The sequence below is a fragment of the Paraburkholderia ultramafica genome, assembly GCF_902859915.1.
In the GTDB taxonomy this organism is placed as follows: Bacteria; Pseudomonadota; Gammaproteobacteria; order Burkholderiales; family Burkholderiaceae; genus Paraburkholderia; species Paraburkholderia ultramafica.
Map to the genome: position 1 here is coordinate 324,386 of NZ_CADIKK010000003.1, position 16,973 is coordinate 341,358.

Consider the following 16,973-nt stretch of genomic DNA (forward strand, 5'->3'; position numbering starts at 1 on the left):
GGGGACTCCAGCAAGCCTGAGCGGCGTTTTCAATTTTCTGTCGGGAAACTATCGGAACCATTGCTCGCGGCGTGGCGAGTAAGTGGCGCAAATGGTACGGAGCAAAGCTGAAGGAAACCTGAAGGATAATACTGCGTTCCCGCTGCCAGCGGCATTGTTCTTATCTTTAGTTTCGAGCGGCGAGCGCTTGTCTTTCAGATATGTTAGATGGATTGGAATGCGCGGTGATACGCGTGCTGTCTCTGGCTCAGCGGACAATATGTCTTGCCCAATCGAGCCAGCCAAGATTGAGGGCAGCGTTTACCACTACGCCGAGTGCCGAGGCGATCGCCGCGATCATGGTCCAGAACGCCGAGCGCCGTGCGCTCAGCGCCGACGTATGCGCGGCCGTGGCCGCATCGCGCGATGCGCTCGCCGCCGCTTGCGCGAGATGCGACGACGACTCCATCTGCGCGAGCGACTTCAGCGCGAAGCCGCGCTCTTCGTCGTGCGCGGCCGTTCGCGCCTGGAGATCCTTTTCGAACAGATAGCGATGGCAGAACGGCGTGAGCGGATGATCGGGGTTCTGCGCGGCGAAGAACCTCGCATAAGGTTCGCCACCGTTATCGGTTATCTCCTTGTATGCGCTGTCCTTGTTCACTAATTCCTCGCTTTTCGGCAGGCCGCGCCGCGCCGGCGCTTGACATGATCGTGCCACATTCGCGGTACAGGACGCCCGAGTCAAGAGCGGGACCCGTGGTTGTAGAATGGCCGGACTCACCTCGACCCAGCGCGTGACCCATGGGCAAACATAAATACGCGGTTGTGGGGCTCGGCGCCTTTGGCAGCACGGTGGCCCGAGAGCTCGAAAGTCTGGGCAACGAAGTCCTCGGCATCGACGAAGACGAGGCCCGGGTCAATCCTGTCGCCGATGAGATATCGCACGCTGTCATCGGCGACGGTCGCGACGAACGGACCCTTCGCAATCTCGGGCTCGCCGAATATGACGGCGTGGTCGTCGCAATCGGCGAGGATCTTGAATCCAGCATTCTCTGTACGCTGGCGCTGAAGAACCTCGGGGTGCAGCAGGTCTGGGTCAAAGCCACCTCACCGGCACACCACCTCATTCTCGAGAAGCTGGGCGCCGATCGCATCGTCAACCCCGAGCACCATGTCGGCGTGCATGTCGCCCGCACCATGATCTACCCGCATGTACTCGACTACATAGCGCTGGGTGACGATGATTACGTGGTGGAATTCGAAGTTCCCGAGCAGCTCGACAGGCATTCGGTGAGCGAATTGCAGTTACAGGAACGCTACGGCATCGAGGTGCTGGCTTTCAAGCGTGCAGGCAGCGTGTCGACCCGTGCCGGGGCGGATCTTCTGTTGTCGCGCGACGACCGGCTAGTGTTGCTCGGACGCATAGCCGCGCTGCGGCGTTTCTCACGGGAGAAGCTTTGAAGCATTGGTCTTTTCATTCGCCATGGGGGACCCGCGCGTCATCGATCCTTCGTCTGCCACCGACCGTGGTATTAGCCCTGGTGTTCGCTGGGCTCATCATTGCCGGCGCGGCGATCCTGAGTTTGCCGATCTCGGCCACACAGCCCCTGCGCTGGATTGACGCGTTGTTTATGGCGACATCCGCCGTGACGGTAACAGGACTTAGTGTCATCGATGTCGGAACGGGGCTCACCCGTTTCGGGCAGGTGGTTCTGCTGGTCCTGATCCAGCTCGGCGGGCTTGGCATGATGACCTTTACCGTGATGGTCCTGTCGTTGCTGGGGTTGCGCCTGAGCATCCGCCAGCAGATGCTGCTTAAAGAGGATCTGAATCAAACCTCGCTGGGGGACCTGATGCGGCTGGTGCGAATGATCGCCGGCGTCGTGGCCATCATGGAAGCCATCGGGACCGTGTTGCTTGCGGCGCGCTTCGTGCCGCCATTCGGCTGGTCCGAGGGCTTGTTTTGCGCGTTGTTTCACGCGATTTCCGCATTCAATAACGCCGGCTTTTCTCTGTTCCCGGATAGTTGGACACGCTGGGCGACCGACTGGTGGAGCAATCTGGTGATTACCGCGCTGGTCATCGTCGGCGGTCTTGGCTTCAGCGTTCTGGATGATCTGCGCGCGCGTCGCCGCTGGACCTACCTCAGCCTGCACAGCCGGCTCACGCTGGCCGGTACGGCAGTGCTGCTGGCTCTGGGGTTCGTCGGCTTCGCGCTACTGGAGTGGCACAACCCGAAGACGCTGGGTTTGCAGGCGAGCGTCGCCAATCGGCTGCTGGCGTCTTTTTTTCAATCGGCGATGACGCGCTCGGGCGGGTTCAATACGATCGACATCGCATCGCTCCATGACAGCACAACGCTACTGTTTGTCGGCCTGATGTTTATCGGCGGCGGAAGCACGTCGAATGCCGGCGGCATCAAGGTCAGCTCTTTCATGGTGCTCGCAATCGTGACGTGGGCGTTCCTGCGAAAATCGGACTCCCCGAGCGCCTTCGGCCGGACGATCCCCACGGCCGACGTTCTCAAAGTTCTAGCCTTGTGTTTTATCAGTTCAAGCATCGTTGTATTTGGCACCTTCGCACTCACCGTGATTCAGACCCAGCCATTTCTCGATCTGCTATTCGAAACCGTCTCCGCACTTGCGACGGTAGGGTTATCCCGAGGCATCACTGGCGAACTGCATGACCCCGCAAGAATGATCGTGACTGTGATGATGTTCATTGGACGCATTGGCCCGCTCACACTGGGTCTGACGCTGGCGCGCAACATGGCAAGCCGCTTGCGCTATCCTGAAGGCCGGGTGTACCTGGGCTGAGGCGATTGGCCTCGCCGCGTCGACCCGACGCAGCCGGCCCCACGCCACGCGGCGTACGAACCGGCCACCCTGCTCCTTCAAACCGGCTTGATATCCGCCGCTTGCTTACCCTTCGGCCCCTGCTTGATTTCAAAGCTGACCTTCTGGTTTTCCTGCAACGACTTGAAGCCCTCGGAGCGAATCTCCGAGAAATGGGCGAACAGATCTTCGCCACCGTCATCGGGTGTGATGAAGCCGAAGCCCTTCGCGTCGTTAAACCACTTCACTGTACCGGTTGGCATGTCGATTCCTCGTGCATCTGGGTTGATCAGGCTGTATTCACCGTCTTTGGCCTGCCGCTTGCGAACCTTGCCGCGCGCTGATTTTGCCGGCGTCAGCACAGTTCACGGCGGCTGGCCCGCGCCGGTTCCTGCCACTGCTGCTTGACTTTACGCCTGTTTGCGCGTCGCCGCTTCGACAGATTTTGTGTCGCCGCGACTGCCGCGCCGCAAGCCGCGTGCCGCGCGCCGGAGTCGGGCGGAGACCGGGCCGGCCGCCGATGCGATCGCGCGCAATCAGATAAGATGATTGCTATCGGCAGTCCATCCATGGCTGCGCAGGTCCGGATTCGTTGCTCCGCGACCGCGCGGCCTGTCGTTTATTCCACTTACAGGAACCCAGCATGGCCACTTCGAGCTATACCGATACCCGTCTTCTGATTAACGGCGAATGGTGCGACGCCGCCAGCGGCAAGACCCTCGACGTCATCAACCCGGCCACCGGCCAGGCCATCGGCAAAGTGGCCCACGCCGGCATCGCCGATCTCGACCGCGCGCTCGAAGCCGCGCAACGCGGCTTCGAAGCATGGCGCAAGATCCCGGCCAACGAACGCGCGACGACCATGCGCAAAGCCGCCGCGCTGGTGCGCGAGCGCGCCTCCGACATCGCCCGCCTGATGACGCAGGAACAGGGCAAGCCGTTCGCCGAAGCGCGCGGCGAAGCGCTGGCCGCCGCGGACATCATCGAATGGTTCGCCGACGAAGGCCGCCGCGTGTACGGCCGGATCGTGCCGTCGCGCAACCTCGCCGCGCAGCAACTGGTGCTCAAGGAGCCGATCGGCCCGGTCGCGGCGTTCACGCCGTGGAATTTCCCGGTCAACCAGGTGGTGCGCAAGCTCAGCGCGGCGCTCGCCTGCGGCTGCTCGTTCCTCGTCAAGGCGCCGGAAGAGACCCCGGCGTCGCCGGCCGCGCTGCTGCAGGCGTTCGTCGAAGCCGGCGTGCCGGCCGGCACGGTCGGCCTCGTGTTCGGTGACCCGGCCGAAATCTCCAGCTACCTGATCCCGCATCCGGTGATCCGCAAGGTCACGTTCACCGGCTCGACGCCGGTCGGCAAGCAACTGGCCGCCCTGGCCGGCGCGCACATGAAGCGCGCGACGATGGAACTGGGCGGTCATGCTCCGGTGATCGTCGCTGAAGACGCCGACGTGGCGCTCGCTGTGAAGGCAGCCGGCGCCGCGAAATTCCGCAACGCAGGCCAGGTCTGCATCTCGCCGACCCGCTTCCTGGTGCACAACAGCATCCGCGAAGAATTCGCCGCGGCGCTGGTCAAGCACGCTGAAAGCCTGAAGCTCGGCGACGGTCTCGCGGAAGGCACGACCCTCGGGCCGCTCGCCAACGCGCGGCGCCTCAGCGCAATGAGCAAGGTGCTCGACGACGCGCGCAAGACCGGCGCCAAGGTCGAGACGGGCGGCGAACGGGTGGGCTCCGAAGGCAACTTCTTCGCGCCGACCGTGCTGACCAACGTGTCGCTCGAAGCGGATGTGTTCAACAACGAACCGTTCGGCCCGGTCGCCGCGATTCGCGGCTTCGACAAGCTCGAAGAAGCGATCGCCGAAGCCAACCGTCTGCCGTTCGGCCTCGCCGGCTATGCGTACACGAAGTCGTTCAGCAACGTGCATCTGCTGTCGCAGCAGATGGAAGTCGGCATGCTGTGGATCAACCAGCCGGCCACGCCGTCGCCGGAAATGCCGTTCGGCGGCGTGAAGGATTCGGGCTACGGTTCGGAAGGCGGTCCGGAAGCGATGGAAGGTTATCTGGTCACCAAGGCGGTGTCGGTGATGGCCGTTTAAGGCCGACAAGGGCGGGCCAAGGCAAGCTAAGGCAAATTGACGCGAGCCTGTTAGCCCGCACTGTTTCGAATCACTGTACCGGGTCCGCGAGTCAACGCTCGCGGACCTTTTTTATTGCCATGGACAAAGCCACGCTTGAACTCATGCAGCCCACGCTGACCGGCACGACCGTCGAACTCCGGCCGCTTCAACGGGAGCACGCGCAAGCGCTGCCCGACGCCGCCGCGCACGGGCAACTCTGGAACATGAAGCTGACCGTGGTGCCGGGACCGGACACCATCGACGGCTACCTCGCGACCGCACTCGCTGGATGCGAGGCCGGCACCATCATCGATGACGAATGGCCTGGCGTGAAGGCGATGCTCGAAGAGAAGCTGAAGCGCTAATCAGCGCACCGTCATAGATGGCCCGTTCACGCCGCAATCGACCGCGAACGGACCATCCCGGCCAACAAGCTCAAACGCGCGCGTCCCGCTCATTGAGCGGCGCAGCCTGCGCCGCCGCCACGAACTCCTCACGCAACGCATCGCTCGCCTGATGCCGGCGCACCCACAGCGCGGTGAGAATCGGCACGAGAATCGCGGTCACCAGACAGGCCGTCGCGACCATCGCGGTAGCTCGCGAACGAATGGGCCGCGCAACGCATCAACGTGAACGCGATCGCGCCCGGCTACATGGCGACCGCGAACACGGCGGCGTTGCGCGACGACGCGCAGCGCAACGAAGAGATTGTCGGCCGCATTCCGGCGGGCCGCTGGGGAACGCCTGACGATCTCGCGGGGCCTGCCGTATTTCTCGCCTCGTGCGCGTCGGACTACGTGCATGGGCATACACTGGCGGTGGATGGCGGCTGGCTGGCACGCTAGCTCGGCAGAAGCGCGCACGACGCGGTATGCTCTCGCGCCTGGCAGCGTGATTGACGGTGTGTGCCGGCAATGCACGTGAGCAGCGCAGGTTGGCAGCGCAAGGTAGCAGCGCGGGTTCGCATAGATAGGGATGACGGACATGGCAGCAACAGGCAAACAGCGCAAAGACGACGTCGCCGCGCAGATGCAGGACGCGGAGAGAGTCGACTGCGGCGGCGGCGAACGGGGCGAATCGGCGTCGTCGATCGGCCGCGTATTCGCGATTCTGGGCACGATCGGCGACAGCGGACAGATCGGCATCAGCGAACTGTCGCAACGGCTCGCGATGTCGAAGACCACCGTGCACCGCGTGACCCAGACGCTGAAGGCGCTCGGCTATGTGACCCAGGAAGTCGAAACCGAACGCTACCGGCTGACGATCCGTCTGTTCGAACTCAGCGCGAAGGCGCTGGAAAGCGTCGATCTCGTGCGCGAGGCCGACGTCGAGATGCGGCGCATCGGCCAGGTGACGCGCGAAGCGGTCCACCTCGGCGCATTCGACGAAGACGCGATCATCTACATCCACAAGATCGACGCCGACTACGGGTTGCGCATGCAGTCGCGGATCGGCCGACGCAATCCGCTGCACAGCACGGCGATCGGCAAGGTGCTGCTCGCGTGGATGGACCCGCTTGATGCGCGCGACGTGCTCTCGCACGTCGAATTCCGCAAGTCGACCCAGAAGACGCTCACCTGCGCCGAAGCGGTGCTCAGCATCCTGCCGCACGTGCGCGAGCAAGGTTATGGCGAGGACAACGAGGAACAGGAAGAAGGACTGCAGTGTATTGCGGTGCCGGTGTTCGATCGCTTCGGCCGCGTGATTGCCGGCCTGTCGATTTCGTTTCCGACCATGCGCTGCGGCGCCGACACGAAGTCGCACTACGTCGCGCTGCTCAAGCAGTCGGGTCTCGCGATCTCGACACGGCTCGGCTATCGCGAAGCGACGGCGCACGCCGCCGCTGGATAGCGGCGCGCGGCTAGCGGTGAGTGGCTAGTCGCGAGTGGCCATCAAGGCAACATCCGCTGCAACACGCGATCCTTCAGGATGAAGCGGTGAAACAGCGCCCCTGCGATATGCAGCGCGATCAAAGCGAACAACACCCACGCCAGATAGCCGTGAATGTCGCCCATTGCATAGCCGACCGACGAACCGACAGGCGCAATCGCCGGATAGGGCAACAGCCCGAACAGCTTGACCGACCAGCCGCGCGACGACGCGTTGGCCCACCCCAGCAAAGGCACAGCCAATAGCGCGAGATAGAGCAGCCCATGCGTGATATGCGACACCACGCGGAGAAACGGCGACACTTGCGCCGGCGCCGGCGAATGTACGAGACGCCAGATGATCCGCAGCAGCACCACGGCGATCAGCGCTGCACCCACGCCGAGATGCCAGGCGATCAGTCCTTCCGGGCGCGTGTCCTTTTGGATATCCGGCATGGTCCAGCCGATCACGAACTGCGCGGCGATCAATATGACCACCAGCCAGTGAAAAAACTTCGCCAGGCCGTTATAGCCCGCTGTGTAGTAGCGCAAGGTGCTTTCGTCGGATCGCATAATCAGAGTTGTTTGACCATCGTATCGCTATCGGTTGAAGACAGCCTCCTCGCATCGGTATGCGGGAATGCTGGGCGAAAGTATTACGAATGCTACAGATCGAACCTTAACAGAAGCTGATGGCGCCCCGCCCCGTCCTGTCTTGAAAATAGAGATGGGCACGCAGGACAAGCGAGCGGTCGTCCACGATGCCGCCTCACGTCCCCAGTCTGCAACTGAATGTATCCGCCCGACCTATCCGCGGCGAAACGCGATGTCGTCCACTTACCGGCTGTTGATGCGTCAATCGTTCAACACGTCCAACCACGCGCAATGCCCGAAGGCGGCGTTTTTTTCATAGCGTGCTCAATAGCTTGCCACCGGTCCCGCGATCTCCCAACGGCTCGATATGGCGCGCCGACATCGCTGCGCTTGCGCCCGGCACCTGTGACCAACACGCGAGCGCATCGACACGTCCTGTTACACACAAACACAACGGAAATACCGCCGCTCAGTAGAGTTCGGGTCACAAGCAATAGGGAGCAACGTCATGAAAAGAATATTTGCACTGGCCATCCTGGCGGCAACGCTCGATGGCGCGTTGAGCGGCTGCATCGTGGTCCCCGATGGCGGCTATCACGATCATGACCACCATTACGACCACGATCGCGATCGCGACCATTACTAAGCGCATCACGCGCAACAACCCCCACTCTCAATCGTAGAACCCGAGAATAAAACATGAGCAATTCACGAACCCGCTGGTTGTCGTTGGGGATCGTTGCAGGCTTGGGAATCGGTGCATCGTCGGCCGCGCTGGCCCACATCGATGTCGGTGTGAACATCGGCGTTCCGGGTGTCGCTTACGCGCCCGAGCCGGTGTATGCGCCGCCACCGCCGGTATACGTGCCTGCGCCGCCAGTGGTCGTGGTGAGCCCGGGCTGGTACGGCGAGCGCTATTACGACGGCCACCGCTACTGGGAACGACGCGAGTGGGAAGAGCATCATCACGACCGGCGCGAGTGGCATGACGCCCGCGGTCCGTACGGCGACCCGCGCGGCCACGACAACGGTTGGCATGGCCATGGCCATGGCGACGACCACGACCACGGGCACGGCGATCACTGATGCACGGGCGACGGCCGCGTCGATGACGCAGCCGTACCGCGCTGGCATTCGCGCCCCCCCTTTTGCAGGAGCGACGATTTGCTACGCAACGATCCAAGACGAGTAACGGCGCACATCGATGGCACGCTCATCAGCGCCGAATACAGCGAACAGACCGGCCAATTGTGTTTGCGCCAGGACGGCACACTGTTGCGCGAATGGTTTCCGCCTCATTCGTGGATGGCGATTGCGTCGGTGGCGGGTGCGCGGCATTGGGGCACGCGGCCTAGCGACGACGATCTGCTCGCGCTGCTGCGCAACGAGATGGCGTTGCTGAACACGCCCTAGCGCGCGTTGTAGATCGGCGGCGAGTAGGAGCTGACCGTCGTGTCGGTGCCGCGGCCGGCTTGCCACGTACCGTGGTTGCCCGCGCCATATCCGCTGTTATCGGTTTGATCCGCGTGCTGCTGACCCGCGGCTTGCGTCTGCGCAGCCTGCGGGTCCTGCGAAACAGGCTGACTGGCCGACTGCGCGAACGACGCAACCGGCGCGGCGAGAACGACAGCGAGAGCAACGGCGTGAATGAACGACTTCATGAACCACCTCCGGGGATTGTCTCCGCATGCGCTGCTGACGTGACTCTTATTGCAGCGGTGGAGCCAGTGTAGGTGCCTGGCGTGACCGGATAAATCCGCTAATCCTGAATTCACTGTTGTGTTTCAGATCACAATGGAAGCCGCTGCTCATCGAGAAGTCATCGCGCCCGGGTGCGGCGGCACGTTATCGAATTCCCGCCGACAGGATTGAGCAGCCGGTCTCCCATGGCGCGACGCCCTTTTACAACGCAGCTGTCATTTGACCGCGACAGCAGCCACGGCCCCGTCAGACGACGCTTCGTCGGACGTCGCGCGCCGCATCATCAGATACACGCCGCTCGCCGCGATGACCGCCGGCACGGCCAGCAGGCTAAACACCGCGCCGAACTGCCAGCCGAGCCCCATCAGCGCGGCGCCGACCAGCGCGCCCGCCACGCCGCCGACGCGGCCGATCCCCAGCATCCACGCGACGCCGGTCGCCCGCGCACGCGTCGGGTAGAAATTCGCGGCCAGCGCCGACATCGACGTGACTGCACTGGTGGCCACCGTGCCGGTGAGGAAGATCAGGGTGCCGAGCCAGACCTGATGGCCGACGCCGCGTCCGACCAGCAGGACCAGCACGCCCACCAGCACATAGGTCAGCGCGACGACGCGATGGCCGGCGAAGCGGTCCATGATCCAGCCGACACACAGATTGCCGAGCACGCCGCCGAGCGGAAAGAGCGACGTCATCAACGCGGCCTTTTCGCCCGAGAAGCCGGTGTCCTTGAACAGCGTCGGCAGCCAGTTGGTGAGCAGGTAGTAGATCAGCAGCCCCATGAAATACGCGAGCCACAGCATCAGCGTGCCGAAGCGGTAGCGTGACGAGAGCACGATGGCGAGCGCCCATTGGCCACGCGCGCCTGGCTTGCCGCGCTCATTCGCGCTATTCGCACTGCCCGCCGTGGATTCACGGCCTGCGCGCGCATCCACCGCCACGAAGCGGCATCCGTCGAAGCGATTCTGCCGCGCAATGCGTTGCAAGATCCGCGCGATGCGCTGATCCGCCTGCCTGCGCACGGCGAGAAACTGCACCGACTCCGGCAGCATCAGAACCAGCAGCACGGTCAGCACGATCGGGCCGACGCCGCCCGCCACCAGCACGCTGGGCCAGCCGAAATGCGGAATCAGCCATGCGGAAGCGAGGCCACCGATCGCGAGTCCGCAGGAAAAACCGCAGAACATCGCGTTGACCGCGACCGCGCGGATTCGCGCGGGTGCGTATTCGGACATCAGCGTGACGGCGTTCGGCATCGCCGCGCCGAGACCGAGTCCGGTGAAAAAGCGCAGCAGCGTCAGCGCTTCGATCGACGTCGCGCGAGCCGCCGCGAGACTCCACACGCCGAAGAAGAACACCGACAACACCAGCACCGTCTTGCGCCCGAGACGATCCGCGCAAGGACCGGCCGCGAGCGCGCCGATACCCAGCCCGACCAGTGCCGCGCTCATCACCGGGCCGAGCGAGCTGCGCGCGATGCCCCACTGCTGCACCAGCGACGGCGCGATGAAGCCGACCGCGGCCGTATCGAAACCATCCGCCGCGACGACCAGAAAGCACAGCACGAGAATCGTCCATTGAAATGGCGAGAAGCGCTGTTCGTCGATGAAGGCCTGAACATCCACACTGCGGTTGGCGCTTGTCATTTGACGTCTCCTTGCGCGTGGGCAAAACGTGTTTCAGGGTCGTACGGGTGCAGGACTTCCGCCCTGCCTGGTTGGGGCTTCTTCATTGCGATGTCTCCGTGACAGGACAAGGTGATGTTTTTTATTGTTCGGAATACTATGGATAATGCGGTTGCCGGTGCCTGACCCGCATCCGGCTCGCGTGGGCTGTCAGCCGTCGGCTGCGCCGTACGCATGCCAGCGGCCATCCACGCTCAGCACCGTGCCGGTGATGTAGCTCGCGGCGTCCGACGCGAGGAAGCTGATGGCCCGCGCGATTTCCTCCGGCCGCGCGAGCCGGCCCATCGGCGTGCGCCGCGCCCAGCTGCTGCGCGCGTTCGCGAGCACGCTCCGCCTCCTGGTCGGCGACGGCCACGCTATAGCCCTGCTGCGCGAAGCGTTGCGCGGTGGCCCAGCCGATGCCGTTCGCGCCGCCTGTCACGAGCGCGACGCGTCGTGTTTGATCGATCATGTTGTGTCTCCTCCTGAATGACGCGCATACCGCTAGCGAAGCATCGCCAGACTCCTGAAATCGACGCGCCTGATGATCCGGCTTTCCTGCGCGACGATCAGATGCGCCGATGCCTGCAGATACGCGGGCCATTCGGGATCGGCGTCGCGCGCGGTGCGGCGCTGGTCGTAATCGGCGATGCTCTCGTAGCCCCACAGATGCACCACCTGATTCAACGCGCCGATGTCGCTCATATAGAAGCCGACCGGCGCACCGAGATACTTCAGCTGGATCGGCATGGCCAGCCGGTCGAAGACGTCGATGAATCCCGCCATGCCGCGCGGCCGGATCGTATAGATGCGGTGATCGACGAAAGGTTTGCCGCTGCTCATGTGCCAGTCCTCAATACCGTGATGGTTGCGTCGGCGCGCTTGCCGGTGTTCGCATCGGTTTCACTGACGCCCGCCAGATGGCGGCCGGTGATATAGCCGAAGGTCATGATCGGGCCGAGCGTGATGCCCGCGCCCGGATAGTTGCCGCCCATCACGCTCGCGCGATCGTTGCCGACCGCGTAGAGGCCGGAAATCGGCGCACCCGCTTCGTCGAGCACCTCGCCTGTCACCTTGGTCGAAATGCCGTCGAACGTGCCGAGGTCGCCCATCACCACCTTCAGCGCGTAATACGGCCCGTCGCCGATCGGCGCGACGCATGGGTTCGGCCGATGCTCCGGGTCCGCGAGGTAGCGGTTGAACGAGGTCGTGCCGCGGCCGAATTCGGGGTCTTCGCCGCGCATCGCATCGGCGTTGTAGCGTTTCACCGTCGCTTCCAGCGCGGCGCCGTCCAGTCCCGCGTTGCGCGCGAGTTCAGCGAGCGTGCGGCCGGTATTCAGATAGCCGTTGCGCAGCAGCGGCCCGAGCGGGACCGGCGCGGGCTTCGCGAAACCGAGCCCGTATTTGCGGATCGTCGCGTGATCGCAGATCAGCCACATCGCGGTTTCACGCTCGTTCGCGCACGCTTCGATCATCGCCGCGCCGACGTCATGGTAAGAATTCGCTTCGTTCGTGAAGCGTTTGCCCGCGCGCGTCACGCCGATGATCCCTGGCTTGTAACGATCCAGCAGATGCGGAAACACGCCAACGCTGCCATCGCGCATCGGCACGCGCGAGACCGGCATCCAGGCCGCCGGCTGCGGGTAGCGGATCGCCACTTTCGCGCCGAGCCGTTCCGCCATGCCGACGCCATCGCCGGTATTGCCGGGCGGCACCGGCGACACGTGTTCGCCGCCGCGCCGCACGTGCGGGTACGCTTTGGCGATGCGCGCCACGTCATGCGAAAAGCCACCGCACGCGAGCACGACGCCGCGCCGCGCGGCAATGCGAATCGCGCCGTCCGGTCCGCTGACGAGCGCGCCCGTCACGCGTTGGCCCGCGACGGTCAACTCGCGCGCCGCGGTGTTCGTGTGAATCGGAATGCCGAGGTCGAGCGCGGACTTCGCCAGACGCGCGGCGAGCGCGTTGCCGCTCGTGATCTGCACGCCGCGCCGGTACAGCGCGAGATCCTTCAGATGGCTGGCGAGACGCTTCGCCACGTAGAGCGCGGAAGTCAGCGAACGCGTCGCGTTGAAGAAGTGCTTCAGGTCGGCGTTCGACGAGTTGAACATCATGCCGATGAACGTGATCGTTTTCAGCGGCGGCCGCAGACGCACGATGTCCTTGCCGAGCGCACGCGCATCGAACGGCGCGGCCACCACCGAGCGGCCGATATCAACACCGCCGCCCACGTTCGGGTGATAGTCGGGATACAGCGTCGGCACGAATTTGACGGTGGTCTCGCGCTCGAAGAAGTCGAGCATTCGCGGGCCGGTGTCGAGAAACGCGTCGACGGCGGCAGCGTCGAAAAATGCGCCGGTCTCGTTGCGCAGATAGGTGAGCGCCGCTTCGCGCGTATCGCTCACGTGGTTGCTGTTCGCGTGACGGTTGCCAGGAACCCACAGCACGCCGCCGGAAAACGCGGTCGTGCCGCCGAAGAACGGCTCCTTCTCGATCACGATCACATCGAGTCCCTGCCTGCGCGCGGTGATGGCCGTCGCGAGACCGCCCGCGCCCGAACCGATGACGAGCACGTCGCAGGTCAGCGCAGCTTTGCTTATAGCGTTAGTCATGATGTGCGTCCTTGTGCGAGGGCTTAGCGGGCAGCCGGTGTGGCTTCGAAGCCGGGGCGCGGCACGAGATCCATCAGCATGCTTTCGAGCCCGCCGTCGACGACGAGCTCCGCGCCGTTCACATACGCGGCGCGAGCGCTGGCGAGAAACGCGACGACGTCGGCGATGTCGCCGGGCTCGCCGATGCGGCGGCTTGCCGTCATCGCGCTGCGGCGGCGCTCGATATCACCATGCTCATAGAACGCAGCGGACAGCGGCGTGCGGATCATGCCCGGACACACCGTGTTGCTGCGGATGCCGCGCGGCCCCCACTCCGCCGCGAGCTGCTTCGACAGCATCGCCACGCCGGCTTTGCCGGGGCTATAGGCGCCGCTGTAGGTTTGCGGATGATGCGCGGCCACCGAAGCGACGTGCACGATCGCGCCCGCGCCCTGCTTCAACATGCCGTGGCCGAACTGTTGCGAGCACAGCATGTAGCCGGTCAGGTTCACGCGCAGCATCGCGTTCCAGGCGTCCAGCCCGATCTGTTCGATACCGCCCGGGCGCAGCAGTCCGGCATTGTTCACCAGCACATCGGCCACGCCGTACGCTGATTCGACGCCCGTCACCGCGCCGCGCACGCTGTAGATGTCACCGATATCGCAGGCCAGCGCGAGCGCCTCGATGCCCTTCGCGTTCAGCGTGTGCGCAAGCGCGCGGCACTTTTCTTCGTCGCGGTCGAGCAGCGCAACCCGCGCGCCGGCATGGCCCAGCACGTGAGCGATCGCGCTGCCGATGCCGCCGGCCGCGCCGCTCACCACGCAGACCTTGCCCTCCAGTTCGAGCCAGTGCTGCACGCCTGCATCGCCGTCGCTCCGATTTATTTGCTTAGTCATCCGAATCTCCATGATTTTGATCGCCGGTACGGTACGCGGGCTGGCATCGCCGCCGCGCTGTTAACTTAAACCGTGCCTTTCATGTAAAAAAGTATAGCGACGCGAGTGCGGCGGAGATTGGACAAAGACAGCGCATCGCAGGACAATTCGTACACCGCAACTATCGTGCATGGGACCAGAGTAAACGCTAAAGCGCCAACTCTGGTCGACAGGAGACAAAACGGCATGAGTAAAATCCCTAACTACGACTTGTACGGAGAGTCAGCGCGGCCGCCGTGGTACGACGCGTTCAATTTCGAATGGATTGTCGAGCGCAGCCGTCCTAACGACTGGCACATCGCCGCTCACCGGCACGACGCGCTGCTGCAGATTCTCTATATCCGCAGCGGCACCGGCCACGTGCTGATCGAAAACGAGAAGCTCGCGATCGAACCGCCGTGCCTCGTGCTGCTTCCCGCGCAGACCGTGCATGGTTTCGTGTTTTCGCCGGAGATCGACGGGCTCGTGATTACCGCTGCGCAACGGGCGCTGGAATCGATCTCGAAGGCGGTGTCGCCAGGGCTGTTACCGGTGCTGCAACGGCCCGCGCTGATCCCGGTGCGGCCCGAGGTCGGCGACGGCACGCTGATGCCGCTGTTCGGTTTGCTGGAGCAGGAATTTCGTGGCAGTGCGCGCGGCCATATCGCCGCGGGCATGTCGTTGATGATTGCACTTTTTGTGCAAGTGGCGCGTTTGACCGACGCCGCGTCGGCGGCCAGCACGACGGTCAACGACCGCCGCGCGGCGCAGATCAAACGGCTGCGCGAACTGGTCGCCGCGCACGTTCGCGAACATCAGCCGATCGAGTTCTATGCGGGGAAACTCGGCGTCACGGCCGCGCAGTTGGGGCGCATCTGCCGCGACGAACTCGGCCATTCACCGTTGTCGCTCGTCAACGATCATCTGATACGTGAAGCGCAGCGCGATCTGGTCTATTCCGGCTTGACCATCAAACAGATCGCGCATGCGCTCGGCTTCGAGGACGCGGCGTATTTCAGCCGCTATTTCCGCAAGCAGACCGGCGTCACGCCTACGGAGTTTCAGGCTGCGGCGCATCGGGATCTATCGCTCAACTAGCGCCCGTGCGCCGCGCGCTACCCGCTTACACGGCGGCGACACCCACGTAGTTCTCCGCCATCGCGGTGGCCGCCGCACGCGAGGTCGTCACGTATTCCAGTTCGGCCACCTGCAACTGCTGCTCGAACGGCGATGCGCCTTCAATGCGGTGCATCATGCTGGTCATCCAGTACGAGAAGTGCTCGGCGCGCCAGATGCGCTTGAGCGCGGTTTCGCTATAGCTGTCGAGCAGATCGGTGCGGTTTTCTACGTAGAACGCGTTCAGTGCCTGGGTCAGCACACGCACGTCGGCCACCGCGAGGTTCAAACCCTTGGCGCCGGTCGGGGGCACGATATGCGCGGCGTCGCCGGCCAGGAAGAGCCGGCCATGCTGCATCGTGGCCGACACGAAACTGCGCATGCCGACAATGTTCTTCTGAAAGATCTTGCCGTCGACGATCCGCTGGCCGTCGTGCGAATCGACCCGTGCATGCAGTTCTGCCCAGATGCAATCGTCGGACCAGTTCTCGACCGAGTCCTTCGGATCGCATTGGAAGTACATGCGTTGCACGTTCGGCGAACGCGTGCTGACCAACGCGAAGCCGCGTTCGTGACGCGCATAGATCAATTCGTCCGACGACGGCGGCCCTTCGCACAGGATACCGAACCAACCGAACGGGTAGACGCGTTCGTAGTCTTTGCGCAGCGCCTGCGGAATCGACGCGCGCGAAACGCCTTGCGAGCCGTCGCAGCCGATCACGAAGTCGCATTGCAGTTCGCAAGTTTCACCCTCGTGGCGATACCGGATCGACGGCTTGTCGGAATCGATGCCGTGAATCGACGTCTCCGACACGCCGAAACGCAGCGCCCCGTTCGCGGCCACGCGCGCCGCGACCAGATCCTTGAGCACTTCGTGCTGTGCGTAGACCGTGATCGAATGGCCGGTGAGTCCGGTCAGATCGATACGCCGGCGCTTGCCTTCGAAAGCCAGTTCGAAGCCGTGATGCAGCGCGCCTTCGGCCTTCATACGCGCGCCGACGCCGGCTTCGGTCAGCAGGTCCATCGTGCCCTGTTCGAGCACGCCGGCGCGGATGGTCGATTCGATCTGGTCGCGATTGCGCGTTTCGAGCACGACGGAGTCGATACCGCGCAAATGAAGAAGGTGGGAAAGTAGCAGGCCCGCAGGCCCGGCACCGATGATGCCAACTTGAGTGCGCATGAGTTGTCCCCTGAACGCGGCGATTGATTTGCGCTCAGTGTGACAATCCGACGCGGTATCGCGCAACGCGATATGGCGCATAGGCTGTATCGTTTATGGCGATAGACGGCGTACCCGCGACACTGGCGTTGACGGGTGTCAACGCGCGCTAACGCCGTCCAGGCGGAGCTTGTGGCGTATTTGGGAGATCGCCGCGCAATCACATTGTGTTGCGCGGCCTCAAGGTAAACCCCGATCTCTTCTGCTACGCAAGAAACAGCCGATACACCGGGTTTTGCGTCTCTTCCCAGTTCGGATAGCCGAGGGTCGCGAGGAAACGCTCGAACGCCTCGGTCTCGCTCGCGGGCACCTGGATGCCGACCAGGATCGAGCTGTAGTCCGCGCCCTGGTTGCGGTAGTGGAACAGGCTGATGTTCCAGTTCGGC

General features: G+C 63.8%; 18 protein-coding genes and 5 pseudogenes. 10 read left to right on the top strand and 13 right to left on the bottom strand.

Annotation, left to right across the window (positions count from 1 at the left end; all coding sequences use genetic code 11):
• Positions 1-247 precede the first annotated feature (247 nt).
• Positions 248-640, bottom strand: a complete 393-nt coding sequence (locus HV744_RS05215; RefSeq protein ID WP_175148462.1) for a hypothetical protein — start codon at positions 638-640, stop codon at positions 248-250.
• Between the two features lie 140 nt (positions 641-780).
• Here HV744_RS05215 and HV744_RS05220 point away from each other — a divergent pair, with 140 nt between their 5' ends.
• Both HV744_RS05220 and HV744_RS05225 read left to right on the top strand, forming a co-directional pair.
• Entirely contained in the window at positions 781-1,440 is a 660-nt protein-coding gene (locus HV744_RS05220; RefSeq protein WP_175148463.1) for a potassium channel family protein, read from the top strand.
• Positions 1,437-2,795: a TrkH family potassium uptake protein gene (locus HV744_RS05225; RefSeq protein ID WP_217469093.1), complete on the top strand. Its 1,359-nt coding sequence runs from the start codon at positions 1,437-1,439 to the stop codon at positions 2,793-2,795. Before HV744_RS05220 ends, HV744_RS05225 begins: the two co-directional genes overlap by 4 nt.
• Positions 2,796-2,872: 77 nt before the next feature.
• Here HV744_RS05225 and HV744_RS05230 read toward each other — a convergent pair whose 3' ends face one another.
• Positions 2,873-3,076, bottom strand: coding sequence for a cold-shock protein (locus HV744_RS05230; protein ID WP_007181784.1), 204 nt, complete (start codon positions 3,074-3,076; stop codon positions 2,873-2,875).
• 380 nt (positions 3,077-3,456) lie between these two features.
• Here HV744_RS05230 and HV744_RS05235 point away from each other — a divergent pair, with 380 nt between their 5' ends.
• Together HV744_RS05235 and HV744_RS05240 are read left to right on the top strand one after the other, a co-directional pair.
• Positions 3,457-4,902 (top strand): NAD-dependent succinate-semialdehyde dehydrogenase, encoded by a 1,446-nt coding sequence (locus HV744_RS05235; RefSeq protein ID WP_175148464.1) that lies wholly within the window; start codon positions 3,457-3,459, stop codon positions 4,900-4,902.
• A 119-nt stretch (positions 4,903-5,021) separates the two neighbouring features.
• Positions 5,022-5,234: pseudogene (locus HV744_RS05240) on the top strand (GNAT family N-acetyltransferase); the annotation flags it as partial.
• Positions 5,235-5,358: 124 nt separating this feature from the next.
• Here HV744_RS05240 and HV744_RS05245 read toward each other — a convergent pair.
• Positions 5,359-5,526 (bottom strand): annotated as a pseudogene (locus HV744_RS05245) (2-keto-3-deoxygluconate permease); the annotation flags it as partial.
• On the opposite strand from HV744_RS05245, the pseudogene HV744_RS05250 reads away from it, so the two are divergent.
• Positions 5,520-5,768 (top strand): annotated as a pseudogene (locus HV744_RS05250) (SDR family oxidoreductase); the annotation flags it as partial. The pseudogenes HV744_RS05245 and HV744_RS05250 sit on opposite strands and share 7 nt — an antisense overlap.
• 139 nt (positions 5,769-5,907) lie before the next feature.
• Positions 5,908-6,774 (top strand): DNA-binding transcriptional regulator KdgR, encoded by an 867-nt coding sequence (gene kdgR / locus HV744_RS05255; RefSeq protein WP_175148465.1) that lies wholly within the window; start codon positions 5,908-5,910, stop codon positions 6,772-6,774.
• A gap of 41 nt (positions 6,775-6,815) precedes the next feature.
• On the opposite strand, the gene HV744_RS05260 is transcribed toward kdgR, so the two are convergent.
• Complete coding sequence (locus tag HV744_RS05260; protein WP_175148466.1) at positions 6,816-7,364, bottom strand: cytochrome b; 549 nt, start codon at positions 7,362-7,364, stop codon at positions 6,816-6,818.
• 529 nt (positions 7,365-7,893) lie between these two features.
• Here HV744_RS05260 and HV744_RS05265 point away from each other — a divergent pair.
• The 3 genes from HV744_RS05265 (at position 7,894) to HV744_RS05275 (ending at position 8,798) form a co-directional block, all read left to right on the top strand.
• On the top strand, positions 7,894-8,031 hold the full coding sequence (locus HV744_RS05265) for a hypothetical protein (RefSeq protein ID WP_175148467.1): 138 nt from the start codon (positions 7,894-7,896) through the stop codon (positions 8,029-8,031).
• Positions 8,032-8,084: 53 nt separating this feature from the next.
• The gene (locus tag HV744_RS05270; RefSeq protein WP_175148468.1) at positions 8,085-8,471 is read left to right on the top strand and encodes a hypothetical protein; all 387 of its coding nucleotides are present in this window, start codon (positions 8,085-8,087) and stop codon (positions 8,469-8,471) included.
• A gap of 78 nt (positions 8,472-8,549) precedes the next feature.
• Positions 8,550-8,798, top strand: a complete 249-nt coding sequence (locus HV744_RS05275; protein WP_175148469.1) for a hypothetical protein — start codon at positions 8,550-8,552, stop codon at positions 8,796-8,798.
• Here the strand turns inward: HV744_RS05275 and HV744_RS05280 are convergent.
• From HV744_RS05280 to HV744_RS05305, 7 genes and pseudogenes are all read right to left on the bottom strand, one after another.
• Positions 8,795-9,046, bottom strand: coding sequence for a hypothetical protein (locus HV744_RS05280; RefSeq protein ID WP_175148470.1), 252 nt, complete (start codon positions 9,044-9,046; stop codon positions 8,795-8,797). The genes HV744_RS05275 and HV744_RS05280 overlap by 4 nt on opposite strands.
• Positions 9,047-9,301: 255 nt before the next feature.
• A complete protein-coding gene (locus HV744_RS05285) occupies positions 9,302-10,729 on the bottom strand; it encodes an MFS transporter (protein ID WP_175148471.1) in 1,428 nt (475 codons plus the stop codon).
• 189 nt (positions 10,730-10,918) lie between these two features.
• The gene (locus HV744_RS37125; protein WP_281363628.1) at positions 10,919-11,095 is read right to left on the bottom strand and encodes an SDR family oxidoreductase; all 177 of its coding nucleotides are present in this window, start codon (positions 11,093-11,095) and stop codon (positions 10,919-10,921) included.
• Between the two features lie 25 nt (positions 11,096-11,120).
• Positions 11,121-11,351: pseudogene (locus HV744_RS38410) on the bottom strand (hypothetical protein); the annotation flags it as partial.
• Complete coding sequence (locus HV744_RS05295) at positions 11,252-11,590, bottom strand: NIPSNAP family protein (protein WP_175148473.1); 339 nt, start codon at positions 11,588-11,590, stop codon at positions 11,252-11,254. The pseudogene HV744_RS38410 and the gene HV744_RS05295, both read right to left, overlap by 100 nt.
• Positions 11,587-13,359: an FAD-dependent oxidoreductase gene (locus tag HV744_RS05300; protein WP_175148474.1), complete on the bottom strand. Its 1,773-nt coding sequence runs from the start codon at positions 13,357-13,359 to the stop codon at positions 11,587-11,589. Before HV744_RS05300 ends, HV744_RS05295 begins: the two co-directional genes overlap by 4 nt.
• Before the next feature lie 23 nt (positions 13,360-13,382).
• Entirely contained in the window at positions 13,383-14,234 is an 852-nt protein-coding gene (locus tag HV744_RS05305; RefSeq protein ID WP_175148475.1) for an SDR family NAD(P)-dependent oxidoreductase, read from the bottom strand.
• 225 nt (positions 14,235-14,459) lie between these two features.
• Here HV744_RS05305 and HV744_RS05310 point away from each other — a divergent pair, with 225 nt between their 5' ends.
• On the top strand, positions 14,460-15,350 hold the full coding sequence (locus HV744_RS05310; protein WP_175148476.1) for a helix-turn-helix domain-containing protein: 891 nt from the start codon (positions 14,460-14,462) through the stop codon (positions 15,348-15,350).
• Positions 15,351-15,375: 25 nt separating this feature from the next.
• Here the strand turns inward: HV744_RS05310 and HV744_RS05315 are convergent, their stop codons facing one another.
• Both HV744_RS05315 and HV744_RS05320 read right to left on the bottom strand, forming a co-directional pair.
• Entirely contained in the window at positions 15,376-16,548 is a 1,173-nt protein-coding gene (locus HV744_RS05315; protein ID WP_175148477.1) for a 4-hydroxybenzoate 3-monooxygenase, read from the bottom strand.
• Positions 16,549-16,792: 244 nt separating this feature from the next.
• A pseudogene (locus HV744_RS05320) lies at positions 16,793-16,973 on the bottom strand (threonine ammonia-lyase, biosynthetic); the annotation flags it as partial.